The sequence below is a fragment of the Homoserinimonas aerilata genome (genome assembly GCF_006716125.1).
Taxonomy (GTDB): Bacteria; Actinomycetota; Actinomycetes; order Actinomycetales; family Microbacteriaceae; genus Homoserinimonas; species Homoserinimonas aerilata.
In genome coordinates, this window is record NZ_VFOM01000001.1 from 145,348 (window position 1) to 170,900 (window position 25,553).

Here is a 25,553-nt window from a genome sequence, read left to right on the forward strand (position 1 = left end):
AGAACAACAATGTCGATCACAATCCCCAGCCGCACCGCCCAGACCAGCGCCCCCATCGTCGAGGTGCTCGCCGAGAGGTGGAGCCCCCGCTCGTTCGACACCACCGTCGAGGTGACGCAGGAGCAGCTGACCTCCGCGCTGGAGGCCGCCCGCTGGTCGCCGTCGGCCGGCAACACGCAGCCGTGGCGCTTCGTCGTCGCCCGCCGCGGCACCCCCGAGCATGCGACCATCGTCGAGAACCTGATGGGCTTCAACCAGGTGTGGGCCGCATCCGCCCCGGTTCTCATCGTGAACATCGCCGTGACGCAGGATGCCGAGGGCAAGCCGATGAGGTTCGCCGAGTACGACCTCGGCCAGGCCGCCGCGCACCTCAGCGTGCAGGCGCACCACGACGGGCTGCACGTGCACCAGATGGGCGGCATCCTCGTCGACGGGCTGCGCGCCGCCTTCGGCCTGGACGAGACGCTGCGCCCCCTCTCCGTCACCGCGCTCGGCGTGCTCGGCGGGCCGGAACTGCTCACCAACGAGGTGCTGCGCGAGCGCGAGGTGCAGCCGCGCAGCCGCCGGCCGCTCGACGAGCTGATCATCGGGCGCGACTGAGCCCTCCCGCGCCCGTGCGCGCCTCGGTGCGGGGTGGCATGCTGTTCGCATGAGCGACAAGCGCATCATCCTGATCCGCGCCGTCAACGTCGGCGGCACCGCAAAGCTGCCCATGGCAGAACTGCGGGCGCTGGCCGAGGAGCTCGGCGCCACCCAGGTGGCCACCTACATCGCGTCAGGCAATCTGCTGTGCGCCGTGCCGGGGCATCCGGATGCCTTCGACCGGGCGCTCGAGGAGGGCATCCGGCAGCGCTTCGGCTTCTTTCGTGAGGTCATGTCGCGCAGCCGCGATGAGCTGGTCGCGGCGCTCGAGGGCTACCCCTTCGAGGTCGTGGAGGAGCGCTTCTCGTACGTGAACTTTCTCGTCGGGGAGCCGACACCGGATGCGATCGCCCGCGCGAGACTCGTGCCGTGCGGCGCCGACCAGTGGCAGTTGGCGGGCCGCGAGCAGTTCATCCAGTACGCCGACGGGGCCGGTCGCGCCCAACTGAACTCGGCTGCCCTCGCGAAAGCGCTGGGGGTCGCCGGCACAGCCCGCAACCTCGCAACCGTTCGCAAGCTGATCGCGCTCGCCGCGTAGCACCGCGCTCGCCCGCGTTCACAGCCGCCCGGGGTTATGCTCAAGGTCGGATGCGCCCTCTGAGTGGTCGCCCGGCTCCAACGATTGGACCACCCTGTTCACTGATTCTTCTTCGTCTGCCTTCGAAGCCCGCGACAACGTCGTGGAGCGCCGCGGCCGCATCGCGCTCCGCATGGGCGGAGTCACGCCCGCCGAGGCTGCGCGGCAGGATCTGGCCTTTCTGCGCGGCGTGCTCGACGCATCCGAGATCCCGTTCATCCTGGTGCGCGGCAATGACGCGAGGCCGGTCATCGCCGTCGACCGGGAATCGCGTGAGGATCTCTCCGCCGCGCTCGCCGAGGCGTGCAAGGGGGAGCCGTTCTACGGGCGTGCCGACAAGCCGTCGCGCGGCGGCGACCGCACCGTGCTGCTCTCCGAGGGGCTGCTGTCGCAGCGTCCGGATGCGCCGGCCTTCACACTGTTCCGCCCGCGCGTCGGCGACCACGGCGGTCTGCGCCTCGGCTGGCGTGAAGGCGTTCGGCTCGAATTCTGGCGGCACGGCGACGATGAGGCCGTCGCTCCCGCGCCGAACGCGCTCATGCGCCGGCACACGCCCGCGGCGGAGCTCGTGCGCACGAACGTGCAGCGCGACGGAACGGACTGGCCGAGCGTTGAGGGCATGTTCGACCCGCTCGTGGAGGACATCCGCTTCGACATCGACATGGTGTTCTCGTGGGTCGACGGCTCCGATCTCGACTGGCAGCGGCAGCGGGCGGCCCGCATGGCCGGCTACGTCGTCGGCGAGGGCGACGATCACGAGGCGCGCTTCCGTCAGCTCGACGAACTGCGCTACGCGCTGCGCTCGGTGCACGTCAACGCGCCCTGGGTGCGGCGCATCTTCGTGGCGACCGACTCGCCCCGGCCCGAGTGGTTGGCCGAGCATCCGAAAGTCACGTTCGTGCGCAGCGAGGAGTTCTTCGCCGACCCCAGTGTGCTGCCGACCCACAACTCGCACGCGGTCGAGAGCCAGCTGCACCGCATCGAGGGGCTCAGCGAGCACTTCCTGTACTCCAACGACGACATGTTCTTCGGTCGGCCGGTGGCGCCGAGCATGTTCTTCTCGCCCGGCGGGGTGACCAAGTTCATCCAGGCGCCGACGCGTATCGGCCTGGGCGAATCGCATCAGGGCCGCAGCGGCTTCGAGAACGCGGCGCGGGTCAACCGGGCGCTGCTGCGCGAGCGCTTCGGCGTGACCATCACCCGCCACCTGGAGCATGCGGCGACCCCGCTGCGACGCTCCGTCGTGGAGGAGCTCGAGCGGGAGTTCCCGGCCGAGTTCACGCGCACGGCTGCGGCGGCATTCCGGCAGGCGACGGATGTCTCGGTGACGAACTCGCTGTACCACTACTACGCGTTCGTGACCGGGCGGGCGGTGCTGCAGGAGGACGCCCGCGTCGGCTACATCGACACCACCGCACGGCAGGGGGTCGCCGACATGCGCAGGCTGCTGCGCCGCCACGACCTCGACTTCTTCTGCCTCAACGACGGCAGCTTCCCTGAGCTCGACGCCGCCGAGCGGGAGCGCGAGGTGCGCCGCTTCCTGGAGCAGTACTACCCGATCCCCGCGCCGTGGGAGAACCCCGACGTCGAGTAGGGCTGACGTCTTCTAGACGATCGGCACGGCCGCCGGCTGCGGCGTCACGTGGGCGTTCACGGCCGGCGGGATGCTGACGCCGGCCTTCGCGAGGATGCGCTCGGTCTCGGCGGACGACGTGAATCCGAGCGCCGTCGGCCCGGCCACAGGAACCACCGAATGCGTGATCGTCGTGTCGAACACGTGGATGAGATTGTACGACTGGGCAGCATCCTGAGGTCGTGTGCTGCGCGTCGGGCCGCCGATGTCCTGCGTGTAGCAGGTGGCGGATGCGACCGAGACAGGGATGCCCGCGAACGTCGCCGTCGTCGAATAGTGCAGATGGCCTGCGATGATGCTGCGGACATCCGTGCCCCTGAGCACACGGGCGAGAGGGGCCTGGCCGCGGAGCTCCACAAGCACGGCAAGATCCTGCACGCTCGGAACCGGCGGGTGGTGCAGCGCGAGGATGGTGCCGTGCGGGGCGGGCGTCTCCAGAACGCCGGCAAGCCAGGCGAGCTGCGCGTCACTGATCTCGCCGTGATGGTGGCCTGGCACGGTCGAATCGAGCGCGATCACACGCAGCCCGTTCACGTCGTGCACCCGGTCGACGGGAGCCGTCGACGCCGGCTCATCGAGGAGCCCCTCATGGAAGGCGCCGCGGTCGTCGTGGTTGCCCATCACCCACACCACCTGCGCGCCCAGCCGCTCGGCGGCCGGCTCGACGATGGCCCGCAGGTTGCGGTAGGCCTCCGGTTCGCCGTGGTCGGCCAGATCGCCGGTGAGAACGATCGCCTCCGGCCGGGCGCCCGACTGCTCGAGCCGCCGGAACAGAGCGGCCAGGTGCTGCTCGCTGTCGACGGTGTCGTACAGCTTTCTGCCCCCGGCGAGCAGATGCGTGTCGCTGAGGTGCAGGATGAAGTGGTCGGGGCGCGCGTACGCGGCCGTGTAACTCATGCGACACAGTCCAGCACCTTGTAGCCAACGCGTGGTGAACAAATTGCGGCGATTCGCCCCCAGTTCGGGTGCTCTTCGTGCCGGGGAGCGGCCCGGGTGGCTCGGGTTGCTCGGGTTGCTCGCGGGTTCGAGCCGTTTTCGGCGGTCCGAGCCCGCCATCGCGGGCTCGGACCGCCGAAAACGACTCGGGAGTGCGCGACTCAGGCGGAGAGGCGCGCGCTGACCTCCGCGAGTGACGGGTTCGTGGCGCTCGTGCCGTCCGGGAAGATGACGGTCGGCACGGTCTGATTGCCGCCGTTGACGGCCGCCACGAGTTCCGCGGTGCCCTCCACCTCTTCGATGTTGACCTCCGTGTAGGGGATGCCGGCCCGGTCGAGCTGTCCCTTCAGGTTTCGGCAGTAACCACACCAGGTGGTGCTGAACATGGTGATGCCCTCAGTGGGGGTGAATTCTTCGCGGGTGGCCATGGTTCGAGGCTAACCGCAATGATGCGCTGGGACAGCATCCGCAATCTTTATGCATATGCATGGAATGTTTCTGGTGCGGGGGTGTTGAATCAAGAGAACAGACTGACCGGGTCGGCCAGCAGAGAGTGCCCCACGCGGGCCCGAAGAGGGAGACATCATGACCAAGCAGTTCGAGGACAAGACCGCGATCGTCACCGGCGGAGGCTCCGGCATCGGCAAGGCCGTCGCCGTCGCACTCGGCGCCCAGGGCGCGAATGTGGTCGTCAACGACCTCAAGCAGGAAGTCGCACAGGCTGTGGTCGACGAGATCGTCGCCGCGGGCGGCAGGGGTCTCGCGGTGGCCGGCAACGTCGGCAAGGCGGATGATGTGAAGGCCGTCGTCGACGCAGCGGTCACGGAGTTCGGTGCCCTGCACCTCGCGTTCAACAACGCGGGCATCGGCGGCCCGCTCGGCCTCACCGCCGACATCGACATCGAGGGCTACCTGAGCCTCATGGACGTCAACCTGCACTCCGTCTTCTACGGCATGCACTACCAGATCCCCGAAATGCTGAAGGCGGGCGGCGGCGCGATCGTGAACACCTCGTCGATCCTCGGCGTCGTGGGCGACGCGACTGCGGTGCCCTACGTGGCGGCCAAGCACGGCGTCGCAGGGATGACCAAGGCGACCGCCCTCGGATATGCCGAGCAGGGCATCCGGGTCAACTCGGTGCACCCCGGCTACATCGACACGCCCCTTCTGGCGAACCTGCCCAAGGAGGCCTACGACGGGCTCGTGGCGAAGCATCCGATCGGCCGCCTCGGCACCTCGGAGGAGGTCGCGGAGGTCGTACTGTTCCTGCTGAGCGACAAGGCCAGCTTCGTCACCGGCGCGCAGTACCTGGTCGACGGCGCGTACACGAGCATCTGACACGCAGCTCTTATTAGCGGTGGCGGATGCGCGGGCCGGGTTCCCTCGTGGGGCCCGGCCTGTGCTGTCTTGCTCAGCGGGTTTCGGTTCAGCGGTCTTGCTCAGCCGGCTTCGAGTGATCCGTCGCGCCCGAGCATCCGCCACACCGTCGGTGTGAGCCCCGGATGCTGCAGGGCGATCTGACGCAGCACCCTGTATTCGCGGGTCGGCGACGGAAGCTGCCCCTCGTTCGCATTGATGGCATCCGCCCGCAGCAGGTACACGACCATCTCGTCGACGCTCGGCAGTTCGTCCATGAACTGCCACGGGTCCTGGCCGCCGTGCAGCCGCTCCTCGATGATCGTGTCGATTTCCTGGGCGGCTTCCGCGCGCAGCAGCTCGAGGCTGGCGCGACCGCGCGGCAGGCGTTCCGGGTGCGGGTGCAGGCGCGCAGCATCCGCCTGCCCTGCATGCTCCGGATGCTGTGACGCCGTCATCCTTCCACCCTACGACTGCTTGGCTTCAGACCCTGAGAGCCGCCTCCGCGCGACCCACGCCGACACCTGGTCGACGAGCAGCCCGAGCGAGATGGCGACCACGATCGACAGCACGACCGCCAGCACCGGGTTCTCGCGGAACCAGGTGCCGAACGCGGCGCCGATGAGCGCGTTGTAGAGCGACCAGCCGCATCCGGCGATCACGCTCAGCGGCAGAAAGTGGCGGTACCGGAACCGCGTCGCGCCCGCCACCAGGTTCACGGCGATGCGCCCGAACGGCACGAAGCGTGCCGTCAGCATCACGACGGCCGCCCGCCGCCCGAGCGCGCGTGACGCCCACGCGAACACGGCCACGATGCGGGGGCGGCGCATCCAGCGGAACCGGGTCACGCCCATGGTGCGGCCCAGCAGATAGGTGAGGTTGTCGCCGATGATGGCGGCCACCGCCGCGACCGGCACGAGCACGGCCAGCTCGGGTTCGCCCGTGGCCAGCGCGAGCGCGCCCAGGGCTACGACGACCGTCTCACTCGGAACGACCACCAGGAACGCATCCGACACGGTCAGCACGAAGACGATCGCGTACACCCACGGTGAGCCCGCAGCATCCGTCGCCCACTCGATCAGTTGATCCACCCGACAAGAAGTAGCCGAGCAAGGTGAACAGCGGGTGCGGGGCGGCTGCGGCTGTGGTTTGTCGCGGCGGTGGCGGCTGCGGCTGTGCTTTGTCGCGACGGCTGCGGAACTTTCCACCGCCGTCGCGACAAACCACAGCCGCCACAGGAGAAGTCACGGGAGAAGCCACGGGGGAGGTGACCATCCGGCCCGGGAATAGCGTCGCCGCCCCGGGCGCTGCACCGGGTATGAAGAAACTCGGGTTCCTGTCGTTCGGCCACTATCAGGATGTGCCCGGTTCGTTGGTGACCAGCGCATCCGATGCCCTGCTGCAGACGATCGAGTTGGCTGTCGCCGCCGAGGACATCGGGTTCGATGGCGCGTACGTGCGGGTGCACCATTTTGCGCCGCAGTTGGCGTCGCCGTTCCCACTGTTGGCGGCGATGGGCGCGCGCACGGGCCGCATCGAGCTCGGCACGGGCGTCATCGACATGCGCTACGAGAACCCGCTCTACATGGCCGAGGATGCGGCCGCCGCCGACCTCATCTCGGGCGGTCGACTGCAGCTTGGTCTCAGCCGCGGTTCACCCGAGACGGCTCTCAACGGTTACGAGTCGTTCGGCTATGCCGCGGGCGACGGGCAGACGGATGCGGATGCGGCCCGCGAGAAGACAGGGCTGTTCCGTGCCGCGATCGATGGTGCCGGGGTGGCCCGCGCGAACCCGCAGATGACGGGCGGCGCGGAGGGTGCGCTCGCGATCGAGCCGCAGTCTCCGGGGCTTGCCCGCCGCATCTGGTGGGGGAGCGGCAGCCGTGCGACCGCAGTCTGGACCGCCGAGCAGGGCATGAACCTGATGAGTTCCACGCTGCTCATCGAGGACACGGGTGTGCCGTTCGATGAGTTGCAGGCGGAGCAGATCCGGGCCTACCGCGACGCGTGGGCGGCCGCCGGCCACGACTGGCAGCCGCGCGTGTCTGTCAGCCGCAGTGTGTTCCCGCTCGTCACCGGCGAGGACCGCCGCTACTTCGGCCTGCGCGGCCAGGTCGACGGCAAGGACCAGGTCGGCCGGCTCGAGGGCACGCTGGCGCGCTTCGGCCGCAGCTACATCGGCGAGCCCGACAAGATCGCGGAAGAGCTGGCGGCGGATGCTGCGGTGCAGGCCGCTGACACGGTGCTGCTGACGATCCCCAACCAGTTGGGTGTCGACTACAACGCCCGGCTGCTCGACTCGGTGGTGCGGTACGTGGCGCCGGCGGCGGGCTGGCGCTAGGAGATAGTCGTCGTGAAAGTGGTACGCTTTCTTGTACCACTCGAAAGGAGTGATCCTATGTCTGCAATCACGGCGACCGATGCTCGGCGCAATCTCTTCGGCCTCATCCAGCAGGTCAACGACGACCATGCCCCGGTCGAGGTCGTGTCGAAGCATGGCAATGCCGTCATCATCTCCAAGGATGACTACGACGCGATCACCGAGACGGCCTACCTGCTGCGCAACGCGAAAGGCGCGGAGCGGCTACTCGGCGCCCTCGAGCGTGCCGGGCGTGGCGAGTTCGAGACTCACGAGCTGCACGAGGCGTGAGTCGACAGCTCGCCTTCGACCGGGACGGGTGGGAGGACTGCACCTACTGGCAGAGTCAGGACCGCAAAATTCTGAAGCGGGTCAACGCGTTGATCCAGGAGATCATGCGAGACCCATTCGCTGGCACGGGTAAGCCCGAGCCGCTCAAGCACATCCTTTCGGGCGCGTGGTCGAGGCGTATCGATGAGGCGAATCGCCTCGTCTATCTCGTCACCGACACCCACATCGTCATCCTGCAGGCCCGCGACCACTACTGACCACGCGGTAGCGGAGGAAGACCGCACCCGAGTCGAAGGTGCGGGTCTCGACGAGTGCGAGGTCAACCTGGCGCTCGTTGTGGGCGAAGTAGGGAGTGCCACCACCAACCAGCACCGGGCAGATGGTGACCTGATACTCGTCGATGAGCCCCAACTCGGCGGCCTGGATGGCGAGGGTTGCGCCGCCGATCGCGATGTCGCCATCGCCAGGCTCGGATCGCAGCCGCTCGATCTCCTCGGCGAGGCCACCCGAAGCCAACCGGGCGTTGCCCTCCACGGCGGACAGCGTGGTTGAGAACACAACCTTGGGGAGCGGATTCCACAGCGTGGCCCACTCCTGCTCCGCCTCGTCGAACGACGCTGCCTGCGCGGGGTCCTCCCAGTACAGCATCGTCTCGTACAGCCGCCGCCCCAGCAGGTGCACCCCGACATCCCGCATCTCATCAATATAGAAACGAAAGAGGTCTTCGCTGGGGGCACCCCAGTCGAAGCCGCCGTCGGGCCCGGCGATGTAACCGTCGAGCGAGACGCTCATCGCATACGTCACTTTGCGCATCCGGAACCTCCAGCTTGGTGGAGCGATTCTAAGACCGGATGCTGCACATCGGGGCTCGAGCATGCGATTGGCGTACTTGAGCGCCGTGGGGCAACCTGCCGGGCGTGCTACTCCTCGCGCGGCATCAGTGCTTCGGCGATGGCGCCGAGCTGGTCGAGCTGTTCGTCGCTGAGGCGGTCGATGACGTTGGCGCGCACGTTGCGCACGTGCCCGGGTGCGGTGGCGACGACCTTGGTCCAGCCGAGTTCGGTGAGCGTCGCGTTGGTGGCGCGGCGGTCTTCTGCGCACTGGCTGCGGTCGATGTAGCCGCGCTTCTCGAGGCGTGCGACGACGTGTGAGAGGCGGGGGAGTGTCGCGTTGGTCATGTCGGCGAGGGCGGTCATGCGCAGGGTGCGGCCGGGCGCTTCACTGAGCATGGCGAGCACGTAGTACTCGAAGTGGCTGAGTTCGGCGTCGCGCTGCAGCTGACTGTCGAGCGCTCCGGGCAGCCGTTCGACGACGGCGACGAAGTTCTTCCAGGCGCGAAGTTGCCGCTCGTCGAGCCAGGGGGTGTCGTTCATGAAAACATTCTATCAAATAGTTGACGCTTCAAGTAAGTAGGCGTATATTGCTTGTAGCAACAATCAATCGGATGCCCCGCGAGTCGTGAACCCGACGAGGCGCAAAGGAGAAACTAATGAGCAACGTCACCATCATCGGAGCAGGCGGAATGGGTACCGCGATCGCCGGCATCGCAGCAAAGGGCGGAGCGCGCGTGCAGGTTCTCGCTCGCGACGCAGAGAAGGCCGCGGCCGCCGCCGCCGGTGAGCTCTCCACCGCAGGCGCCGTCGGCGACGCCATCACCGGCGACATCGTCGTGCTCGCCCTCCCGTACCCCGCAGTCGACGAGGTCCTCGCCGCCTACGAGGGCAAGCTCGACGGCAAGATCATCGTCGACATCACCAACCCGCTCGACTTCTCCACCTTCGACAGCCTGGTGGTTCCCGCGGACGGCTCCGCAGCATCCGAGATCCAGGCCCGCGTGCCCGGCGCGAAGGTTCTGAAGGCGTTCAACACGAACTTCGCCGCGACCCTCGCGACCGGTGAGGTCGGCGGCCACCCCGTCACCGTGCTCGTCGCGGGTGACGACGCCGACGCGAAGGCTTCCTTCGCATCCGTCGTCGAGGCCGGCGGCATCTCCGTCATCGACGCCGGCGCGCTCAAGCGTGCCCGCGAGCTGGAGGCCCTCGGCTTCCTGCAGCTGACGCTCGCCGCTGGCGAGAAGGTCACCTGGACGGGTGGCTTCGCCGTCGCGAAGTAACGCAACCTCTGCGCGAGAGGCCGATTCTCGCCCCAACGAAACTCGTTGGAGGCGAGAATCGGCCTTTCGCGGTTGCGGCCGATGCGCATACGATGCGCATACGCTGCGCTCCGCAGGAGAAACTCGCGCCACACCGACCGAAACGGGCCGCGGTGCGGCATGTCGACTCAAAAGTCCTGCAGAGCAGAAACATGTGGGCAACGAAAGAGATTCCGGATGCTCGGGGTCGCGAAAATGGCAGGCCCACTGCCGCTCTGGCGTCACTTCGCGAGCAGCGCGACCCTCTCGGGGTGCTCGTCGAACCAATGCGCCACGTACCAGCACATGGGCACGACGGCGCGGCCTGCCGCCTCCACATCGTCCACCGCGAATGCGACGATCTGGGCCGCGTAGCCCTTGCCGCGGTGCGCAGGATTCGTGAACGTGCGCGTCATGGAGACGCGGTCGCCGTTCACCCTGTAGTCGACCACGCTGACGATCTCGCTGCCGACGCGCAGGACGTAACGCTGAGCATCCGGCTCATGGGTGGCCTTCGGCTGGATGCCATCAGCGGTGTCGGTCATGGTCATGCCGCCTTCGCGAGGGCGCCCTCGATGAGCGCCACGATCTCGGGGTCGTCCGGCTTCATGGGCGGGCGGAAGCGGTGCACCTCGCCGCCGGGCAGGATGAGGAACTTCTCGAAGTTCCACACGATCGGGCCGCCCAGCCCGGCAGAATCCTTCGCCTTGTGCAGCTCCTTGTAGATGGGGTGCTTGTTCTTGCCGTTCACCTTCGTCTTCTCGAACATGGGGAAGGTGACGCCCCACGTCGTGGAGCAGTACTCCTGGATGTCTTCGGCAGTCTTCAGCTCCTGCGCGAACTGGTTGCTCGGGAAGCCCAGAACGGTGAAACCGCGCGGCCCGTACTTCTCCTGAAGCTGCTCCAACTGCTCGTACTGCGGCGCGAGGCCGCAGCGTGACGCCACATTCACCACCAGCACAACCCTGTCGCGGTAGTTGTCGAACGAGTCGGGGGTGCCGTCGATACGGGTGAGTTCGATGTTGTCGAAAGCCATGAGCCCAGCGTAGGCACGCATCCTGTGACCGTGCCGCATGTTGCTGGTCGAGGTGCGGTCTCGAGACTGTCGCCGTAGACGACGACACCTCGACCAGCGGATGCTGCCGGTGCGCGACACCTCGACCAGCGGATGCTGCGGCTAGGCCGTGACGACGATCGAGCCCAGGTTCGTGAACTGGGCTGAGATCTCGTCTCCGGCGTTCACGAAGACGGCGTCGGTCATCCCGCCGGTGAGCACGGTGTCGCCGGCCTTGATGTACTGGCCTCGGGCCGCGAGCGAGTTCGCTGCGAGGGCGAGGGCCTCGCCGGGGTGCCCCTGCACGGCAGCGCCGGTGGCGGTGTCGACGACTTCGCCGTTGATGCGCACGATGCAGGCCTCCAGCGCGAGGTCGAGATCGGCGGGGTCGTGCGCGATGTCGCCGATGTAGAAGCCGGCGGATGATGCGTTGTCGGCGATCACGTCGGGCAGTGCGAAGCTGAAGTCCTTGTACCTGCTGTCGATGAGTTCGAAGCCGGCCCGAACCTCTCCGACGGCGGCCATCGCCGCGTCGGCGGTCACGCCGGGGCCACGCAGGTCGTGCTTCATCGTGAACACGATCTCCGGCTCGATGCGCGGGTGGATGAACCGGCTCATGTCGACGGGAACTCCCGCCGGCAGGTGCATCCGCTGCGTGACGACGGCGGTCAGCGGCGAGTCGATGCCCATGCGCTTCTGCTTGGCGCGCGAGGTGAGCCCCAACTTCACACCCACGACGGTGTCGCCGTTGGCCACCTTGTCGCGGATGATGGCCTCCTGCACCAGGTATCCGGTCGGGATGTCGAGCTCGCTCCACTCGTCGGTGATGCGGGTCACGTCGCGGCGATCTGCTTCGGCGTCGAGCAGGTGGCGGGCGGCGCTGTCGATGGTCCAGCGGGTTGTGGGTGGCGTCGGGGCTGCCGGTGCGGCATCCGGTGTCTGCGTCTCGCTTTTCAGTGTCGTGCCGACGGCGAAGAAGTCGGGCTCCATCTCGTTGACCATCACGCGCACACTCGCCAGCGGTGCGCCGAGCGTTCGCGCCACTGTCTGGGCGACCTCTTTGATGCAGGTGGTGATGGCGCCGCGGTCGCGGCCCTTCACGATGCTGATCTGCACGATGGGCATCAGGGTTCCTCGTTTTCGTTGGGGTTGGTTGTGGTCTGGTCGGGCGCTTCGAAGCCGAAGTCGGCCGAGAGGCGGGCGGATGCTGCCAGCAGGGCGTCGATCGTCTCCTGCGCGGGAGGGTCGGGGAGGTAGTGCACCGAGCCGATGATGGCGAGGGTGCCGACGAGTGAACCTTTGGAGTCGCGCACGGGCGCGGCGATGGCGTTGACGCCGAGGTAGGTCTCTTCGGGCGCGGAGGCCCAGCCGCGGATGCGGGCTTGCGCGACGGCTTCGTCGAGCCGGGCCCGGTCGGTTATGGTCTGCGGCGTGCGCACCTCCGGGTCGAGGCTCTCCCAGGTTCGCAGCTGTTCGAGCGATCCGAACGCGAGCGCGATCTTGCCCTGCGCGGCGGCATTGAACCCGAATGTGGTGCCGGGGTGAAACAGGATGTCCATGGGGGCGTTGCCGGGCAGAACCTCCATCACGACGACTCCGGTCTCGTTGACCTGGGAGAAGACGATCGTCTGGTTCACCTCGTCGCGAAGCTGCTCCATGCGTGGTTTGGCGACGATGACGAAGCTGGCCTGTGTGGCGATGCGATTGCCGAGCAGGGCCAGTCGCCAGCCGATCTCGTAGCGCCGAGTCTTCGGGTCGTGCAGAACGTAGCCGGATGTGCGCAGCTGGGTGAGGTGACGGTGGACGCGCGCTTTGGGCAGGCCGAGGCGTGCGGCGATCTCTGACACGCCACTCGTTCCGGCGCCCTGGAGCATGGCTTCGATGATGCGCAGCGCCGTTACTGAGGCGGCGTCGGATCCCTCAGGGGCGGATGTGGCTGCTCCAGTCATCGCAGTGTCCTTCGTTCGGGGAGTGTCTCGCTTGTCGAGACACTGGTTCCGTCCTAGTAAACAGGGTCGAGCATCCGTTCGCTGAAGATGTGGTAGCTCTGCGTGTTGGGCTTCGTGCGATCTTCGGGCAGCATCACCCGTAGCGACGATGTGCCCCGGGTGTGGGCGGGCAACACGAGGCAGCGGATGAATGTGGTCGCCGAGTCGGGCGTCGTGGGGGCGAGCACGGGGTCGACTCCTGTCTCTGACCAGGCTTCGCCGGGGCTGTAGGTGTTGATGGTCCCCTTGGTCTCGATGGTGATCTCGCCGGACTGGCAGATGCGAATTCCGGGGCCCTGGTGCTGGTGCGTCCAGGCCGTGCCGCCGGCGGGGAAGGTGACGCTGTCGAGGCGCATGAGCCAGTCGAGGCGCGGGTCGAGGTCGACCTGGGCCTGATGTTTGAGCTCTGATGTCGCCGTTGGGGCGGAGCGCAGTGTCTGGGGCTGGTCGGCGAATTCGGGGTCGACGAGTTCCCAGCGCCAGATGCGGGCACCCGATGCGCCGGCTCTCACGGTGAGCTGGTCTGTCGTGACCATGCCGTGCGCCTCGGCGAGGTATTGGGTCGCGGCGTCGCTGTCGAGGTGCACGGAGCCGTCGCGCACGTAGATGCTGCGGGGGCCGCGAGGCAGGTAGACGGGTGGGTTGTTCGGCGCCAGCACGTCTTCGTGCAGCACCAACGTCGGCGTCGGCATGGCAGCGCTCCTTCGTTTCAGGGATCACAATCGACAGTGGTTGTCTCGCTGGTCAATATACATCTATTGCTGATCGATACAAATTGTTGACATTGGGTTTCGAATACTGCACGCTTACGCAGAGACGCACGGCAGGCGTGCACCACGACGTGATGCGTCACGACATCAAAGGAGAGTCACATGTCATCACCAGTCCCCGCCGAGACCCCAACCGGTCCCTGGTATCGCGGAGCGACGAAGAACCAGTGGCGCGCATTCGCCGGCGCCTACATGGGCTGGATGCTCGACGTGATGGACCTCATCATCTTCTCGTTCGTCATCACCTACGTGATCGCCGAATTCGAAGCGGATGCCGGCGCCGCCGGTCTCGTGGCATCGGGCACCCTCATCGCCTCCGCTTTCGGCGGCATCGTCTTCGGGTTCCTCGCTGACCGCATCGGCCGCACCAAGTCGATGATGCTCAGCATCCTCTGCTATTCCATCGGAACGCTCCTGTGCGGTTTCGCCCCCAACCTGCAGATGCTGTTCGTCTTCCGCATCATCGTGGGCCTAGGTGTCGGCGGCGAGTGGGGCGCCGGCGCTGCGCTCGTGTCGGAGACGTGGCCGGCCCGCCACCGCGGCAAGGTGATGGCGTGGGTGCAGAGCGCGTTCGCCACCGGTTATGCCCTCGCCGCCATCGTGGCCGCCATCGCCATCCCGCTGGGCGGCTGGCGCTGGGCCTTCTTCGTGGGTGTCATCCCCGCGGTCCTGGCCTTCTGGGTGCGTCACAACACGGAGGAGCCGGAGATCTGGAAGAAGGCCAAGCGTGTCAGCGCGAAGGGTGCCGTGAAGAAGCTCTTCGCCGAGCATCCGAAGGCTGTTCTCGCGTGCCTCGGATTCACTGCGGCAGCGTCGTGCGGCTACTGGGGCCTGTTCACCTGGATCCCGAGCTATCTGGCCACCCCGGTCGCAGACGGCGGGCAGGGCCTCGATCTGCTCAAGTCGACCACCTGGATCATCATCATGCAGGTCGGTTCCGCCGCCGGCTTCATCAGCTTCGGCTACATCTCTGACCGCATCGGTCGCCGCAAGACGTTCATGGCCTTCTTCATCGCCGCCGCCGTCATGGTTCCGATCTTCCTGCTGGTCAAGGGCGATGTGTCGGTGATCATCTTCGGCACGGTCATGGCCTTCGTGGGCACCGGCTTCTACAGTGGATTCGGGCCGACATTCGCCGAGCTGTTCCCGACAGAGATTCGGGCATTCGCAACGGGCTTCATCTACAACACGGGTCGTGCCATCAGTGCCGTCGCCCCGGCTCTGGTCGGATTCCTGCTGATCGCGTTCGGCCCCGCCGTGGCGCTCGGCAGCACTGCGGGCTTCTATCTCCTCGCCGCGATTCTGGTGTTCGCCTTCCTGCCGGAGACTCGCGGAAAGATGCTGGAGTCGGACTCTGAAGAAGCCGAGGCTGTTGTCGCCTAGCTGTAATTCGCGAAGGCTGCTTGGCTCATCACACAGAGCCAAGCAGCCTTCGCGCGTTTCTATCCCGCGAACTCGATGGTGAGCGCACCCAGCTCGCCGAAGTCGGCGGTCACGGTGTCTCCCGGCGCGATCGCCACGGCGGCCGTGATCGAGCCGGCCATGATGATCGAGCCCGCCTCGAGCGTCTGCCCGAGCGCGCCCAGCGTGTTCGCGAGCCACACTGCGCCCTCGATGGGGTGGCCGAGCACGGCCGAGCCGAGGCCCGTTCCGACGACCTCGCCGTTGCGGCTGAGGGTCACGGGTGCGGCCGCCAGATCGACGTCGTCGAGCGCGATCTTGCGGTCGCCCAGCACGAGGGCACCGGATGACGCGTTGTCGGCGATCGTGTCGGCCAGCGTGATCTTCCAGTCGGCGATGCGGGAGTCGATGATCTCGAGGGAGATGACCGCGTGACCCACGGCATCCGTCACGTCCTGGGCTGTGAGCCCCGGCCCACGGAGGTCCTTCTTGAGCACGAACGAGATCTCGGGCTCGATGCGCGGCGCGATGTGGCCGTCGAGGTTGATCGGCGCCGAGGCATCCAGAACCATGTCGTCGAAGAGGTGGCCGAAGTCGGGCTGGTCGACGCCGAGCTGCTGCTGCATGGCCTGCGAGGTGAGCCCCACCTTGTAGCCGACGACGGTGCGCCCAGCGGCCTTCCATGCGGCGACCTGGTGCAGCTGCACCGCGTAGGCGTCCTCGACGCTCAGATCTGGATTCGTGGCGGTGAGTGGGGCGATCGGCTCACGCGAGGCATACGCCCCGAGCAGCGCATCGCCGAGGCCGACCGTGCTGGCCGCGCTCACGCCGCCGCCTTCTTCGCCGCGATCAGGTCGAGCGCCACATCCACGATCATGTCTTCCTGGCCACCGATCATCTTGCGCTTGCCGAGCTCGAGCAGGATCTCCATGGTGGAGATACCGTACTTGGCGGATGCCGTCTCGGCGTGCAGCAGGAAGCTCGAGTATACGTTCGCATAGCCGAGGCTCAGGGTCTCGCGGTCGACCTGCACCGGCCGCACCTGCAGCGGGCGCACGATGTCGTCGGCCGCGTTCATGAGGGCGAAGAGGTCGGTGCCGTGATTCCAGCCGAGCTTGTCGGCGACGGCGATGAAGACCTCGAGCGGCGCATTGCCGGCGCCCGCGCCCATGCCGGTGAGGCTCGCGTCGACGCGGTTCACGCCGGCCTTGACGGCGGCGACCGAGTTGGCGACGCCGAGAGACAGGTTGTGGTGGGCGTGGATGCCGATCTCGGTGCCGGGGTCGAGCACGTCGCGCAGCGCGTTGACGCGGTCGGTCACATCATCCATCGTCTGCCCGCCGCTCGAGTCGACCACGTACACGCACTGCGCGCCGTAGCCCTCCATGAGCTTGGCCTGCTTGCCGAGCTCGGCCGGTGTGGTCAGCGCGCTCATCATGAGGAAGCCGGTCGTGTTGAGCCCGAGTTCGCGCGCCGTCGCGATGTGCTGAGCCGAGACATCCGCCTCGGTGCAGTGCGTTGCCACGCGAACATAGCTGACGCCGGCGGATGCTGCCCGCTTGAGGTCGTGGATGGTTCCGACGCCGGGCAGCAGCAGAGTCGCGATGGCGATGTTCTCGGCGACCTCGGCGGCCGCCTCGATGAGCTCCACATCGGAGTGCGCCGCGAAGCCGTAGTTCATGCTCGAGCCGTTGAGCCCGTCACCGTGGGCGACCTCGACACTGTCGACGCCCGCCCTGTCGAGCGCGCTGACGATGTCGCGCACATTCTGGGTGCTGTACTGGTGACGCACGGCGTGGCTGCCGTCGCGCAGCGTGACATCCGAGATGAAGAGCTTGTCTGTTGTGGGGTCGAACGCGGTCATGCCGCCTCCTCCTGCTTCTGGGCGCGCAGCGCGATGGTCTCGGCGGCGCGCAGGGCGGCCGACGTCATGATGTCGAGGTTGCCGGCGTAGGCGGGCAGGTAGTGGGCGGCGCCCTCCACCTCGAGGAAGATGCTCGTCTTGAGGCCGGTGAACTCGCCGATGCCGGGCACGTTCACGGGCGTCGTGATCTCATCGAACTGCACGCTCTGCTTGAGGCGGTAGCCGGGCACGTAGCCCTGCACCTTCTCGACCATCTCTGCGATGGCCTTCTCGATGGCGCCACGGTCGGCATCCGCGGTCAGGGTGAAGACGGTGTCGCGCATGAGCAGCGGCGGCTCGGCGGGGTTCAGGATGATGAGTGCCTTGCTGGCCTCGGCGCCGCCGACCTTCTGGATGGCGTCGGCGGTGGTCTCGGTGAACTCGTCGATGTTCGCGCGGGTTCCGGGGCCGGCCGACTTGCTGCTGATCGAGGCGACGATCTCGGCGTAGCGCACCGGAACAACGCTCGCGACGGCGGCGACCATGGGGATGGTGGCCTGGCCGCCGCAGGTGACCATGTTGAGGTTGGGCGCGTCGATGTGCTCCTCGAGGTTCACCGCCGCGATGCAGTACGGGCCGATAGCGGCCGGCGTGAGGTCGATGAGGCGGATGCCCGGCTTAGCTGCCTGAAGCTGGGTCGCGTTGTACTGGTGGGCGCCCGCGGAGGTGGCGTCGAACACGATGTCGATGGTCTCGAATTCGGGGGAGGCGATGAGCCCGTCGACGCCGGTCGCGATGCCGGCGACGCCCATACTGTTGGCGCGGCGCAGGCCGTCGCTCTCGGGGTCGATGCCGACGAGGGCCGTGACCTTGAGAATGCCCTTGCCTCGGAGCATCTTGATCATCAGGTCGGTACCGATGTTTCCCGATCCGATGATGGCTGCGTGTACTGGCTCGGCCATGTCACGCCCCTTTCTTCGCTGGAGATTGTGCGCGTTGTTCGATACTTCGGCGCTTGTTCTATATATCGAACACGGAAGTGTGACGGATGTCAATGCGTGCGCGCATTTGCACAGCATCTGAATCCCGAGTATTCATAAGGCATGGCCCGTCTGACTCCCGCCGTTGTGCGCACGCTCGACATCCTTGAGCTCTTCCTTGAGGATGACACCGCGCTCAGCGCGCCCGACGTCGTGCGGCTCACCGGCGTGCCCCGCACCACCGCGCACGAACTGCTCTCCACTCTCGTCGCCCGCGACTACCTGCAGAAGGATGACTCCACCAACACGTTCCGGCTCGGTGTGCGGTTGCTGCAGCTCGGTAACGCCTACTCTGCTCGCTTCGACATGCTCGCCGCCGCCAATGAGGCGGCCCGCGAACTCTCCAACCTGAGCGGCGAGACCGTCAGTGTGGCCCTGCGGGAGGGGGCGGATGTCTTCTACCTGGCCAAAGTGGAGAGTCGCGACAATCTGCGCCTGCCCTCCAGCATCGGGCAGCGCCTGCCTGCCAATGCGACGGGGCTCGGCAAGGTGCTGCTCGCCTATGTTTCGCCGCAGACCCTGCGCGGGCTTTTTGCCGACCCTGAGCATCTGCCGGTGATGACGGGCAGGAGTATCGCCACTCTGGCTGAGCTGGAGGAGGAGCTGGCGCGGGTGCGTGACCGCGGTGTCGCGTTCGAGTATGAGGAGTCGACGCCCGGCATCATGTGCGCGGCAGCCCCCGTGCGCGACTCTTCGGGCGCGGTTGTGGCGGCCATCAGTACGTCGGTTCCTGTGGCGCGCTGGCAGCAGCGCCCGGAGTCGGAGTGGGCGGAGCTCGCGCAGCGCGGGGCGGCCGGGCTGTCGGCCAAGCTGGGCTTCGTGCTGCCTGCCGCCGTGTGATCAGCCACCCGCCCCCGCCCCGCCGCTGGTCGAGGGGCACGCGCTTCTGCTGGTAGAGGGGCACGCGCTTCTGCTGGTCGAGGGGCACGGAGTGCCGTCTCGAGACCTGCCCGCGAGCAACCCCGCTGGGCGTGGGCCTGGTCTCGAGACTGTCGCGCCAGAGCGCGACACCTCGACCAGCGGGATGTTCCAGCGCTACCGAACAACCCCGAGCGTGAACGGCAGCACTCCGGCTGCCCCGGCCCGCCGCAGTTCGCGGGCGGCGACGGTGAGCGTCCAGCGGCTGTCGGCGAGGTCGTCGATGAGCAGCACGGGTGCCCCGGGTTTTGTTTGGGCGAGCCCGGCGAGGTCGGCCGCGAGTTCGGAGGGTACCCGGATGCGGTCCCATACGCCGGCGAGCCGGTAGGCGCTGTTGCCGCCGGGTTCGCCGCTGGGCCCGTCGTTCGCGTATTCGAGCGCGCCGAGTACGGGCAGCCGTCCGGCCGTTGAGAGTCCTGCGGCGAGGGATGCGATCAGTTGCGGGTGCCGGCGCGAGGGCATGGTGATGATGGCGGCGGGGCGCTCCTCCCAGCCCCAGTCGGCGAGCACTCTGATGGCGGCGGCTGTCATTGCGGGCGTGACCGCAGCATCCGGTGCTCCTGCGGCGAAGAGTTCGCGCAGGGTGTTGCCCCATCCGAGGTCGGTGAGGCGGGAGAGGGCGCGGCCTTCGAGCATCCGTTCGTCGACGGCGATGCGGCCTTTCGCTGGGATTCCGAGTCGGTCGGCCCCGCTGGGCCATTGCGCGCGAGGCTCGATGGGCACGCCGACCCTCTCGAGGGCGGCGCTCGCCGAGGTGGCCGCGTCGGAGTTGACGTCGCTGGGGTACCAGGCGCCGGCGCAGTTGTCGCAGCGCCCGCAGGGGGTGGCGGTGTCGTCGTCGAGGGTGCGCTGCAGGAATTCCATGCGGCATCCGTCGGTGGTTTCGTAGTCGATCATGTGCTGCTGTTCGGCCACACGGGCGGCGGCGATGCGCCCGTAGCGGTCTGCGTCGTATTGCCAGGGCTGCCCGGTGGAGACCCAGCCGCCCTGCACGCGGCGCACGGCCCCGTCGACGTCGAGCACTTTGAGCAGCAGTTCGAGTGGGGTGCGGCGGATGTCGACGCGCGCTTCGAGCGCGACGGTCGAGAGTGGTTGGTCGCCGAGTGCCGCGATGACGCGTTCGGCGCGCGCCTGGTCGGGCATGGATGAGGTGGCGAAGTACTTCCAGATTTCGGGGTCTTCTGTTCCGGGTAGCAGCAGTACGTCGGCGTTGTCGGTGGCGCGGCCGGCGCGGCCGACCTGCTGGTAGTACGCGACGGGTGATGACGGCGCCCCGAGGTGCAGCACGAAGCCGAGGTCGGGTTTGTCGAAGCCCATGCCGAGTGCGCTGGTGGCGACGAGTGCTTTCACTTCGTTGCGTTTGAGGCGGGCTTCGAGTTCTTCGCGCTCCTGCGGGTCGGTCTGGCCGGTGTAGGCGCGCACGTCGTGGCCGGCGTCGCGCAGCAGCCGGGCGGTGTCTTCTGCGGCTGAGACGGTGAGCGTGTAGATGATTCCGGATGCGGGCAGCTCGCCGAGGTGGCTGAGCAGCCAGCCGAGTCGCGCCTTCGAGTCGGGCAGTCGCAGCACGCCGAGCCGCAGTGAGGCGCGGGCGAGAGGCCCGCGAATGGTGACGACGTCGGTGGCGCTGTCGGTGCCGAGCTGCTCGGCCACGTCGGCGACGACGCGCGAGTTGGCGGTGGCGGTGGTGGCGAGCACGGGCACGCCTTCGGGCATCTGCGCGATGAGGTCGCGCAGCCGCCGGTAGTCGGGCCTGAAGTCGTGGCCCCAGTCGCTGATGCAGTGTGCTTCGTCGACGACGAGCATCCCGATGCGTTTGATCAGCGCGGGCAGTTGCTGCTCACGAAACGATGGGTTGTTGAGCCGCTCGGGCGACACGAGCAGCACGTCGACCTCGTCGCGGTCGAGGGCGGCGATCACGTCGCCCCATTCGTGCGCGTTGGTGGAGTTGATGGCGACGGCGCGCACCCCGGCGCGTTCGGCGGCCGAGATCTGGTCGCGCATCAGGGCGAGCAGCGGCGACACGAGCACGGTCGGCCCGGCGCCCCGCTGCCGCAGCAGAAGGGTCGCGACGAAGTAGACGGCCGATTTGCCCCATCCGGTGCGCTGCACGACGAGCGCGCGACGGCGCCCGTCGACGAGGGTCTCGATGGCTTCGAACTGGCCATCGTGGAAGTCGGCCGCGTCGGAGCCGACGAGCGTTCGCAGTACGGTGAGGGCGGATGCTCGGGTCGCGTCGGTCATACCCCCACCCTCTCAGTACCCGCTGACAGCGTCACACGGTTTCCACGAGAGCGAGGAGCAGTCACCCCGCAGCAACCCCGCGAGTGGTCACTTCTGGCCCGAACGCGATCGAAGAAGGGCCTTTTTTGCGCAATCGCGAAGAATGCGAGAGGTGACGGATGCGCGAAGCCGCACGCGAGCATCCGCGGCTCGTAGCGTGGAGGCATGAGTGAGCCCGAGTTCTCGACCGCCGACCTCTACGACGAGCACGGCGACGCGCTGCAATCACTGGGGCTGCAGCTGCTCGAACTGGGCGGCCGCCCACGGTTCGCGGGCCGCATCCGCACGGTGCGCTGCTTCCGCGACAACGCGCTGGTGAAGCAGACCCTGGCGACGCCGGGCAGTGGCGCGGTGCTCGTCGTGGATGGCGGAGGCTCGCTCGAATCGGCGCTCATGGGTGACCTGATCGCGGCATCCGCTGTCGAGAATGGCTGGGCTGGCGTGGTCATCAACGGGGCGATCCGCGACAGGGTGGCGCTCGCCGAGCTCGACCTGGGCGTGAGAGCGCTGGGCAGCAACCCGCGCAAGAGCGCGAAGCTGGGCGAGGGTGAGCTCGATGTGCCGCTCGCCTTCGGCGGCGTCACATTCACACCGGGCCGGATGCTGTGGGCCGATGAAGACGGCATCCTCGCCGAGCGCTGACGCCGCATTCCTGACGCAGCAGGCCTGCCATAGCCAGGCCTGACACCGCATGCCTGACGCAGCACGCCTGCCGCCGCGTGCTTGGATAGAGCCATGTCGGATGCTGCCACCTATATAGAGGAACTCGCCGCGTTCATCCGCGAGTCGCCGTCGAGTTACCACGCTGCGGCGGAGGCCGCCCGGTTGCTGCGCGAGGCGGGTTTCTCGCAGCTGGATGAGCGTGCCCAGTGGCCTGCGCCGCGGCGCGGCAGGGCGGGCCGGTTCTTTGTGCTGCGTGATGGGGCGATCGTGGCGTGGGTTCAGCCGGCGGGCGCGACGGCGTCGACGCCGTTCAACATTGTGGGTGCGCACACTGATTCGCCGGGTTTCAAGTTGAAGCCGAACGGCGGCACGTCTGCGCACGGCTGGAGCCAGGCTTCCGTTGAGGTGTATGGCGGGCCGCTGCTGAATTCGTGGCTGGATCGCGAGCTGGAGTTGGCGGGCCGCCTGGTGCTGTCGGATGGCCGTGAGCTGTTGGCGCGCACGGGGCCGTTTCTGCGCATCCCGCAGCTGGCGATCCACCTCGACCGCGGTGTGAATGATGGGCTGAAGCTCGACAAGCAGCAGCATGTGCAGCCCGTTTTCGGTGTTGAGGCTGACGGTGGTGATGTGCTGGAGGCGCTCGCGGCGAGTGCGGGTGTGAGGCGCCGCGAGGTGCGCGGTTTCGATGTTGTGACGGCGGATACGCAGGCGCCGGCCCGTTTCGGTGTGGGCGGCAAGCTGTTCGCGGCTGGGCGGCTCGACAACCTGTCGTCGGTGTTCGCGGGGCTGCACGCGCTGCTGGCGGCGAAGCCGGCGAAGGGGTCGATCAGCGTTCTGGCGGCATTCGACCATGAGGAGTTGGGGTCGAATTCGCGCTCGGGGGCGTCGGGGCCGCTGCTGGATGACATCCTGACGCGCATCGGCGACGGCCTGGGGGCATCCGCGTCGGATCGTCTGCGCGCGTATGCGGCGTCGTGGTGCGTTTCGGCGGATGCGGGCCACGCGGTGCACCCGAACTATTCGGAGCGGCACGACCCGGCGAATCGCCCGGTTGCGGGCGGCGGCACGCTGCTGAAGCTGAACGCGAACCAGAAGTATGCGTCGGATGCTCACGGTGCGGCACTGTGGGCAGGGCTGGCGGATGCTGCGGGCACGCGCGTGCAGGATTTCGTTTCGAACAACACGGTTCCGTGCGGCTCCACGATCGGCCCGCTGACGGCCACCCGCCTGGGCATCCGCACTGTGGACGTCGGGGTGCCGCTGCTCAGCATGCACTCCGCCCGCGAGCTCTGCCACGTCGACGACGCCCACGCGCTGGCCCTGACCCTCGGCGAGTTCTACGCCTGACGCCCCGCCCCACCCCGCTGGTCGAGGTGTCGCGGCGCCCTCCCCGCTGGTCGAGGTGTCGCGGTCTACCGCGACAGTCTCGAGACCAACCCCACGCCTCACGCGCCGCAACGTTGTGCGTGATTTGTGTCGTTGTGCACGTCCGGCAGCGCACAACGACACAAAAGGCGCACAACGTTGAGCCCGATGCCGTGCGCCTTCTCACACACGTCGTCGGTTCGCTGGCTCCTAGGGCGGTGTGGCACCCGCTAGCCTGTTGCCACGCGGCGTTCGGGGGAGCGCAGCAACTTGGGGGAGCACACTATGCAAGCATCACTGCGCGGTCGGCCGGCTGGCTACTCGGTCATCCGGGAGTGCCTGGACTTTCAGCTCTCGGCCAGGCCTCGCGGCTCGCTCCGGCGCATCCTGGGGTTCAATCCGTTGCATCCGGATGCTCGCAGTTGGTTCGCAGGCGCGGTCGGCGAGATCCATGTGGGTTCGCAGCTTGAGCGGCTCGGGCCCGAGTGGGTGGTTCTGCATGCGGTGCCGGTCGGTAAGGGCGAGAGCGATATCGACCATGTTGTGGTGGGCCCGCCTGGGGTGTTCACGGTGAACACGAAGCACCATTCGGGGGCGAAGGTCTGGGTGGGGTCGCGCATGGTGATGATCGCGGGGCAAAAGACCGACCATGTGCGCAATTCGGTGCATGAGGCTGAGCGGGCGTCGAAGTTGTTGTCGCTGGCGGCCGGGTTGCCGGTGGTGGCGCGCTCGCTGTTGGTCATCGTTGACCCGGCTTCTGTCACTGTCAAGCAGCAGCCTGATCGGGTGACGGTGTTGACGGCACGGGAGTTGGTGCGTTGGCTGAAGCGCCGCAAGCCCACGCTCGACGCGGCGGATGTGGTGCAAATCGCGGAGGCTGCATCGGATGCTCGCACCTGGCATAGGACGGCGGATGGGGCAGTCGACGATGCCCACCTGCAGGCTTTCGGGGCGCTTCGCAGAGAAGTCAATCAGGCGCGCACGCGACGGATGCTCTGGGTCGCGGCGGCCGCGATCGCGCTCGTAGTCGTGACATTCCAGATGGTGGTGCCAGCGCTGCTCGGTGCGCTGGTGAACGCATAGCGGCTAGAGCCGCGAAGTGAACTTCGAGCGCAAACCTTTCTGAGGCACTCGTGTTGGCTCGTGGAGCGTCCTATAGATCAACGTGAAGGCATGCCTAGCTGATTCTGGCTGCCATCCGCCTCGCTTTAGGAAGCGAATAGTCGCGGGCTGAGACGATACAAGGGCATCGTGGCACCGGTGGTGTTTGCATGGTTCTCTCGTGATAGGAATGAATCCTCGTTCTCACGCGACGGCAAGCCACAAGTGGCGGTGATACCGTGCGTTTTCCAATGTGACCCTATGGCTGCTCGCAAAGGTGAGGTCGGCGAATGGGACCAGGTCACTCGTCGTCGCTGCAGAAAAGTCATCCAGTATGACCATCCCGCCGAGATCAAGCTGCGCATGATGATTGGGGCACAAAGAAAGTATGTTGTCTAACGAGTCGTGACCGAGATGGGGTCGTCCGAGAGCGCGGATGTGAGCCCCTTCTGCGTAGAGCCGCTCACCGAACGCTGGAACTGTCCCGCCGCAGACTTGGCACCTGAAGTTGTACATTTGCTTTACTTCGCGGGACAGAGCCGTATCTCTGATCCGACGGCTGATAGTGGCAGTCCCGAACGCAGGGTCGGAGGTCGCAGGTCGACGTGTCCATATTTCGGCTTGGTCCGGGAGTCGATCTAGCCGGAACAGGAAGATACGGAATCCGTCCCGCCCGACTTTCGCCCAAGCATCCGACACTAGGTATAACCCCGCGTACTGGTATCCATACGGGGGTGCGAACGACGAGCCGCGATGGGCCCCCCGAATTACTCGGACAGGTAATCCAAGGATGCGGCTAGTAATAAGCCCAGCATTGCCCGAGGCTGTGGGCGACTGATCAGCGACCTGACGCCGAGTCTTTGGGTCATTTCCGCCGTGCCCGGTGTAAATGATGAAGTCACCGTGGTCCTCGTCGTCAACATATCCCCCCGACACGACAATCGAATCTGCGCCTTCCTTGCCGGTACCGGAAATTCCCGCTTGGAGTGGCCGGTGGACTCCGTGTTCATGAAGATCCTTCCTGTCAATGAACTGCTGTCCAACGTGCACTCCATCGGGAGTGCCAAAAAAGCGAGGCATGCGACTCCTCTTGTTCACAGGGTGGGGAAAGCGGAGGAGCCTCCACGCAGGACGTTAGAGCTCGGCATCGTATTGTGCGATCGTCGGCACGGGCGTCACAACCGGCCTATTCGTCTCGAGCCACA

29 protein-coding genes are annotated in these 25,553 nt (G+C 67.1%); 13 read left to right on the forward strand and 16 right to left on the reverse strand.

Annotated features, from left to right (window positions below; all coding sequences use genetic code 11):
• Window positions 1–9: 9 nt before the first annotated feature.
• The 3 genes from FB562_RS00660 (at window position 10) to FB562_RS00670 (ending at window position 2,813) form a co-directional block, all read left to right on the forward strand.
• Complete coding sequence (locus tag FB562_RS00660; RefSeq protein WP_141879380.1) at window positions 10–600, forward strand: nitroreductase family protein; 591 nt, start codon at window positions 10–12, stop codon at window positions 598–600.
• A 49-nt stretch (window positions 601–649) separates the two neighbouring features.
• On the forward strand, window positions 650–1,180 hold the full coding sequence (locus FB562_RS00665; protein WP_141879381.1) for a DUF1697 domain-containing protein: 531 nt from the start codon (window positions 650–652) through the stop codon (window positions 1,178–1,180).
• Between the two features lie 142 nt (window positions 1,181–1,322).
• Window positions 1,323–2,813 carry a stealth family protein gene (locus FB562_RS00670; protein ID WP_425459808.1) on the forward strand — a complete coding sequence of 497 codons (1,491 nt, stop codon included), beginning with the start codon at window positions 1,323–1,325 and terminating at the stop codon, window positions 2,811–2,813.
• Window positions 2,814–2,825: 12 nt separating this feature from the next.
• On the opposite strand, the gene FB562_RS00675 is transcribed toward FB562_RS00670, so the two are convergent.
• On the reverse strand, window positions 2,826–3,749 hold the full coding sequence (locus tag FB562_RS00675) for a phosphodiesterase (protein WP_141879382.1): 924 nt from the start codon (window positions 3,747–3,749) through the stop codon (window positions 2,826–2,828).
• A 200-nt stretch (window positions 3,750–3,949) separates the two neighbouring features.
• Window positions 3,950–4,216 (reverse strand): mycoredoxin, encoded by a 267-nt coding sequence (locus FB562_RS00680; protein ID WP_141879383.1) that lies wholly within the window; start codon window positions 4,214–4,216, stop codon window positions 3,950–3,952.
• Window positions 4,217–4,373: 157 nt separating this feature from the next.
• On the opposite strand from FB562_RS00680, the gene FB562_RS00685 reads away from it, so the two are divergent.
• Window positions 4,374–5,126: an SDR family NAD(P)-dependent oxidoreductase gene (locus tag FB562_RS00685; RefSeq protein WP_141879384.1), complete on the forward strand. Its 753-nt coding sequence runs from the start codon at window positions 4,374–4,376 to the stop codon at window positions 5,124–5,126.
• A 101-nt stretch (window positions 5,127–5,227) separates the two neighbouring features.
• Here the strand turns inward: FB562_RS00685 and FB562_RS00690 are convergent, their stop codons facing one another.
• Entirely contained in the window at window positions 5,228–5,602 is a 375-nt protein-coding gene (locus FB562_RS00690; protein WP_342777266.1) for a tryptophan synthase subunit alpha, read from the reverse strand.
• A gap of 9 nt (window positions 5,603–5,611) precedes the next feature.
• Complete coding sequence (locus FB562_RS00695) at window positions 5,612–6,235, reverse strand: DedA family protein (protein WP_246081285.1); 624 nt, start codon at window positions 6,233–6,235, stop codon at window positions 5,612–5,614.
• A 227-nt stretch (window positions 6,236–6,462) separates the two neighbouring features.
• Between FB562_RS00695 and FB562_RS00700 the strand changes: the two genes are divergently transcribed.
• Genes FB562_RS00700 through FB562_RS00710 form a run of 3 tightly spaced genes read left to right on the forward strand, consistent with a single transcriptional unit; the run spans window position 6,463 to window position 8,051 of the window.
• Complete coding sequence (locus tag FB562_RS00700) at window positions 6,463–7,485, forward strand: LLM class flavin-dependent oxidoreductase (protein ID WP_141879385.1); 1,023 nt, start codon at window positions 6,463–6,465, stop codon at window positions 7,483–7,485.
• Window positions 7,486–7,542: 57 nt separating this feature from the next.
• Window positions 7,543–7,794: a type II toxin-antitoxin system Phd/YefM family antitoxin gene (locus FB562_RS00705; protein WP_141879386.1), complete on the forward strand. Its 252-nt coding sequence runs from the start codon at window positions 7,543–7,545 to the stop codon at window positions 7,792–7,794.
• Entirely contained in the window at window positions 7,791–8,051 is a 261-nt protein-coding gene (locus tag FB562_RS00710) for a Txe/YoeB family addiction module toxin (protein WP_141879387.1), read from the forward strand. The genes FB562_RS00705 and FB562_RS00710 overlap by 4 nt, the downstream gene beginning before the upstream one ends.
• On the opposite strand, the gene FB562_RS00715 is transcribed toward FB562_RS00710, so the two are convergent.
• Both FB562_RS00715 and FB562_RS00720 read right to left on the reverse strand, forming a co-directional pair.
• Complete coding sequence (locus FB562_RS00715) at window positions 8,023–8,607, reverse strand: dihydrofolate reductase family protein (RefSeq protein ID WP_141879388.1); 585 nt, start codon at window positions 8,605–8,607, stop codon at window positions 8,023–8,025. The two genes, FB562_RS00710 and FB562_RS00715, sit on opposite strands and share 29 nt — an antisense overlap.
• Window positions 8,608–8,714: 107 nt before the next feature.
• On the reverse strand, window positions 8,715–9,167 hold the full coding sequence (locus FB562_RS00720) for a MarR family winged helix-turn-helix transcriptional regulator (protein WP_141879389.1): 453 nt from the start codon (window positions 9,165–9,167) through the stop codon (window positions 8,715–8,717).
• A 116-nt stretch (window positions 9,168–9,283) separates the two neighbouring features.
• On the opposite strand from FB562_RS00720, the gene FB562_RS00725 reads away from it, so the two are divergent.
• Entirely contained in the window at window positions 9,284–9,907 is a 624-nt protein-coding gene (locus tag FB562_RS00725) for an NADPH-dependent F420 reductase (protein ID WP_141879390.1), read from the forward strand.
• A gap of 260 nt (window positions 9,908–10,167) precedes the next feature.
• Here FB562_RS00725 and FB562_RS00730 read toward each other — a convergent pair whose 3' ends face one another.
• The 5 genes from FB562_RS00730 to FB562_RS00750 all read right to left on the reverse strand — a co-directional run bounded on the left by FB562_RS00730 (window position 10,168) and on the right by FB562_RS00750 (window position 13,659).
• Entirely contained in the window at window positions 10,168–10,470 is a 303-nt protein-coding gene (locus FB562_RS00730) for a GNAT family N-acetyltransferase (RefSeq protein ID WP_141879391.1), read from the reverse strand.
• Between the two features lie 2 nt (window positions 10,471–10,472).
• Window positions 10,473–10,961, reverse strand: a complete 489-nt coding sequence (locus FB562_RS00735) for a glutathione peroxidase (RefSeq protein WP_221625347.1) — start codon at window positions 10,959–10,961, stop codon at window positions 10,473–10,475.
• Between the two features lie 141 nt (window positions 10,962–11,102).
• Window positions 11,103–12,104 carry a fumarylacetoacetate hydrolase family protein gene (locus FB562_RS00740; protein ID WP_246081286.1) on the reverse strand — a complete coding sequence of 334 codons (1,002 nt, stop codon included), beginning with the start codon at window positions 12,102–12,104 and terminating at the stop codon, window positions 11,103–11,105.
• Entirely contained in the window at window positions 12,104–12,928 is an 825-nt protein-coding gene (locus tag FB562_RS00745) for an IclR family transcriptional regulator (protein ID WP_141879393.1), read from the reverse strand. Before FB562_RS00745 ends, FB562_RS00740 begins: the two co-directional genes overlap by 1 nt.
• A gap of 53 nt (window positions 12,929–12,981) precedes the next feature.
• Window positions 12,982–13,659 carry a cupin domain-containing protein gene (locus FB562_RS00750; RefSeq protein ID WP_141879394.1) on the reverse strand — a complete coding sequence of 226 codons (678 nt, stop codon included), beginning with the start codon at window positions 13,657–13,659 and terminating at the stop codon, window positions 12,982–12,984.
• Between the two features lie 180 nt (window positions 13,660–13,839).
• On the opposite strand from FB562_RS00750, the gene FB562_RS00755 reads away from it, so the two are divergent.
• Entirely contained in the window at window positions 13,840–15,120 is a 1,281-nt protein-coding gene (locus FB562_RS00755; protein WP_141879395.1) for an MFS transporter, read from the forward strand.
• Window positions 15,121–15,179: 59 nt separating this feature from the next.
• Here the strand turns inward: FB562_RS00755 and FB562_RS00760 are convergent, their stop codons facing one another.
• From FB562_RS00760 to FB562_RS00770, 3 genes are read right to left on the reverse strand one after another with little or no spacing between them, the layout of a single operon-like run.
• A complete protein-coding gene (locus FB562_RS00760) occupies window positions 15,180–15,965 on the reverse strand; it encodes a 2-keto-4-pentenoate hydratase (protein WP_141879396.1) in 786 nt (261 codons plus the stop codon).
• Window positions 15,962–17,002: a 4-hydroxy-2-oxovalerate aldolase gene (gene dmpG / locus FB562_RS00765; protein WP_141879397.1), complete on the reverse strand. Its 1,041-nt coding sequence runs from the start codon at window positions 17,000–17,002 to the stop codon at window positions 15,962–15,964. Before dmpG ends, FB562_RS00760 begins: the two co-directional genes overlap by 4 nt.
• Window positions 16,999–17,943 carry an acetaldehyde dehydrogenase (acetylating) gene (locus FB562_RS00770; RefSeq protein ID WP_141879398.1) on the reverse strand — a complete coding sequence of 315 codons (945 nt, stop codon included), beginning with the start codon at window positions 17,941–17,943 and terminating at the stop codon, window positions 16,999–17,001. Before FB562_RS00770 ends, dmpG begins: the two co-directional genes overlap by 4 nt.
• 141 nt (window positions 17,944–18,084) lie before the next feature.
• Between FB562_RS00770 and FB562_RS00775 the strand changes: the two genes are divergently transcribed.
• Complete coding sequence (locus FB562_RS00775; protein ID WP_141879399.1) at window positions 18,085–18,861, forward strand: IclR family transcriptional regulator; 777 nt, start codon at window positions 18,085–18,087, stop codon at window positions 18,859–18,861.
• A 195-nt stretch (window positions 18,862–19,056) separates the two neighbouring features.
• Here the strand turns inward: FB562_RS00775 and FB562_RS00780 are convergent, their stop codons facing one another.
• Entirely contained in the window at window positions 19,057–21,180 is a 2,124-nt protein-coding gene (locus tag FB562_RS00780) for a RecQ family ATP-dependent DNA helicase (RefSeq protein ID WP_141879400.1), read from the reverse strand.
• A 204-nt stretch (window positions 21,181–21,384) separates the two neighbouring features.
• Here FB562_RS00780 and rraA point away from each other — a divergent pair, with 204 nt between their 5' ends.
• The 3 genes from rraA to FB562_RS00795 all read left to right on the forward strand — a co-directional run bounded on the left by rraA (window position 21,385) and on the right by FB562_RS00795 (window position 24,330).
• Window positions 21,385–21,861 carry a ribonuclease E activity regulator RraA gene (gene rraA, locus FB562_RS00785; protein WP_141879401.1) on the forward strand — a complete coding sequence of 159 codons (477 nt, stop codon included), beginning with the start codon at window positions 21,385–21,387 and terminating at the stop codon, window positions 21,859–21,861.
• 93 nt (window positions 21,862–21,954) lie between these two features.
• Complete coding sequence (locus FB562_RS00790; RefSeq protein WP_141879402.1) at window positions 21,955–23,229, forward strand: M18 family aminopeptidase; 1,275 nt, start codon at window positions 21,955–21,957, stop codon at window positions 23,227–23,229.
• Between the two features lie 303 nt (window positions 23,230–23,532).
• Window positions 23,533–24,330, forward strand: a complete 798-nt coding sequence (locus FB562_RS00795) for a nuclease-related domain-containing protein (protein WP_141879403.1) — start codon at window positions 23,533–23,535, stop codon at window positions 24,328–24,330.
• A 222-nt stretch (window positions 24,331–24,552) separates the two neighbouring features.
• Here FB562_RS00795 and FB562_RS13950 read toward each other — a convergent pair whose 3' ends face one another.
• Window positions 24,553–25,428: a YDG/SRA domain-containing protein gene (locus FB562_RS13950; RefSeq protein WP_141879404.1), complete on the reverse strand. Its 876-nt coding sequence runs from the start codon at window positions 25,426–25,428 to the stop codon at window positions 24,553–24,555.
• Window positions 25,429–25,553: the final 125 nt, after the last annotated feature.

Bases quoted from the DNA above. Each gene is read 5' to 3' on its own strand.
- FB562_RS00730 (WP_141879391.1), bottom strand. From the start codon at position 10,470: ATGACCGACACCGCTGATGGCATCCAGCCGAAGGCCACCCATGAGCCG.
- FB562_RS00675 (WP_141879382.1), bottom strand. From the start codon at position 3,749: ATGAGTTACACGGCCGCGTACGCGCGCCCCGACCACTTCATCCTGCAC.
- FB562_RS00685 (WP_141879384.1), top strand. From the start codon at position 4,374: ATGACCAAGCAGTTCGAGGACAAGACCGCGATCGTCACCGGCGGAGGC.
- FB562_RS13950 (WP_141879404.1), bottom strand. From the start codon at position 25,428: ATGCCTCGCTTTTTTGGCACTCCCGATGGAGTGCACGTTGGACAGCAG.
- FB562_RS00795 (WP_141879403.1), top strand. From the start codon at position 23,533: ATGCAAGCATCACTGCGCGGTCGGCCGGCTGGCTACTCGGTCATCCGG.
- FB562_RS00740 (WP_246081286.1), bottom strand. From the start codon at position 12,104: ATGCCCATCGTGCAGATCAGCATCGTGAAGGGCCGCGACCGCGGCGCC.
- FB562_RS00680 (WP_141879383.1), bottom strand. From the start codon at position 4,216: ATGGCCACCCGCGAAGAATTCACCCCCACTGAGGGCATCACCATGTTC.
- FB562_RS00790 (WP_141879402.1), top strand. From the start codon at position 21,955: ATGTCGGATGCTGCCACCTATATAGAGGAACTCGCCGCGTTCATCCGC.
- FB562_RS00725 (WP_141879390.1), top strand. From the start codon at position 9,284: ATGAGCAACGTCACCATCATCGGAGCAGGCGGAATGGGTACCGCGATC.
- FB562_RS00700 (WP_141879385.1), top strand. From the start codon at position 6,463: ATGAAGAAACTCGGGTTCCTGTCGTTCGGCCACTATCAGGATGTGCCC.
- FB562_RS00755 (WP_141879395.1), top strand. From the start codon at position 13,840: ATGTCATCACCAGTCCCCGCCGAGACCCCAACCGGTCCCTGGTATCGC.
- rraA (WP_141879401.1), top strand. From the start codon at position 21,385: ATGAGTGAGCCCGAGTTCTCGACCGCCGACCTCTACGACGAGCACGGC.
- dmpG (WP_141879397.1), bottom strand. From the start codon at position 17,002: ATGACCGCGTTCGACCCCACAACAGACAAGCTCTTCATCTCGGATGTC.
- FB562_RS00780 (WP_141879400.1), bottom strand. From the start codon at position 21,180: ATGACCGACGCGACCCGAGCATCCGCCCTCACCGTACTGCGAACGCTC.
- FB562_RS00665 (WP_141879381.1), top strand. From the start codon at position 650: ATGAGCGACAAGCGCATCATCCTGATCCGCGCCGTCAACGTCGGCGGC.
- FB562_RS00715 (WP_141879388.1), bottom strand. From the start codon at position 8,607: ATGCGCAAAGTGACGTATGCGATGAGCGTCTCGCTCGACGGTTACATC.
- FB562_RS00775 (WP_141879399.1), top strand. From the start codon at position 18,085: ATGGCCCGTCTGACTCCCGCCGTTGTGCGCACGCTCGACATCCTTGAG.
- FB562_RS00735 (WP_221625347.1), bottom strand. From the start codon at position 10,961: ATGGCTTTCGACAACATCGAACTCACCCGTATCGACGGCACCCCCGAC.
- FB562_RS00745 (WP_141879393.1), bottom strand. From the start codon at position 12,928: ATGACTGGAGCAGCCACATCCGCCCCTGAGGGATCCGACGCCGCCTCA.
- FB562_RS00690 (WP_342777266.1), bottom strand. From the start codon at position 5,602: ATGACGGCGTCACAGCATCCGGAGCATGCAGGGCAGGCGGATGCTGCG.
- FB562_RS00705 (WP_141879386.1), top strand. From the start codon at position 7,543: ATGTCTGCAATCACGGCGACCGATGCTCGGCGCAATCTCTTCGGCCTC.
- FB562_RS00660 (WP_141879380.1), top strand. From the start codon at position 10: ATGTCGATCACAATCCCCAGCCGCACCGCCCAGACCAGCGCCCCCATC.
- FB562_RS00770 (WP_141879398.1), bottom strand. From the start codon at position 17,943: ATGGCCGAGCCAGTACACGCAGCCATCATCGGATCGGGAAACATCGGT.
- FB562_RS00720 (WP_141879389.1), bottom strand. From the start codon at position 9,167: ATGAACGACACCCCCTGGCTCGACGAGCGGCAACTTCGCGCCTGGAAG.
- FB562_RS00750 (WP_141879394.1), bottom strand. From the start codon at position 13,659: ATGCCGACGCCGACGTTGGTGCTGCACGAAGACGTGCTGGCGCCGAAC.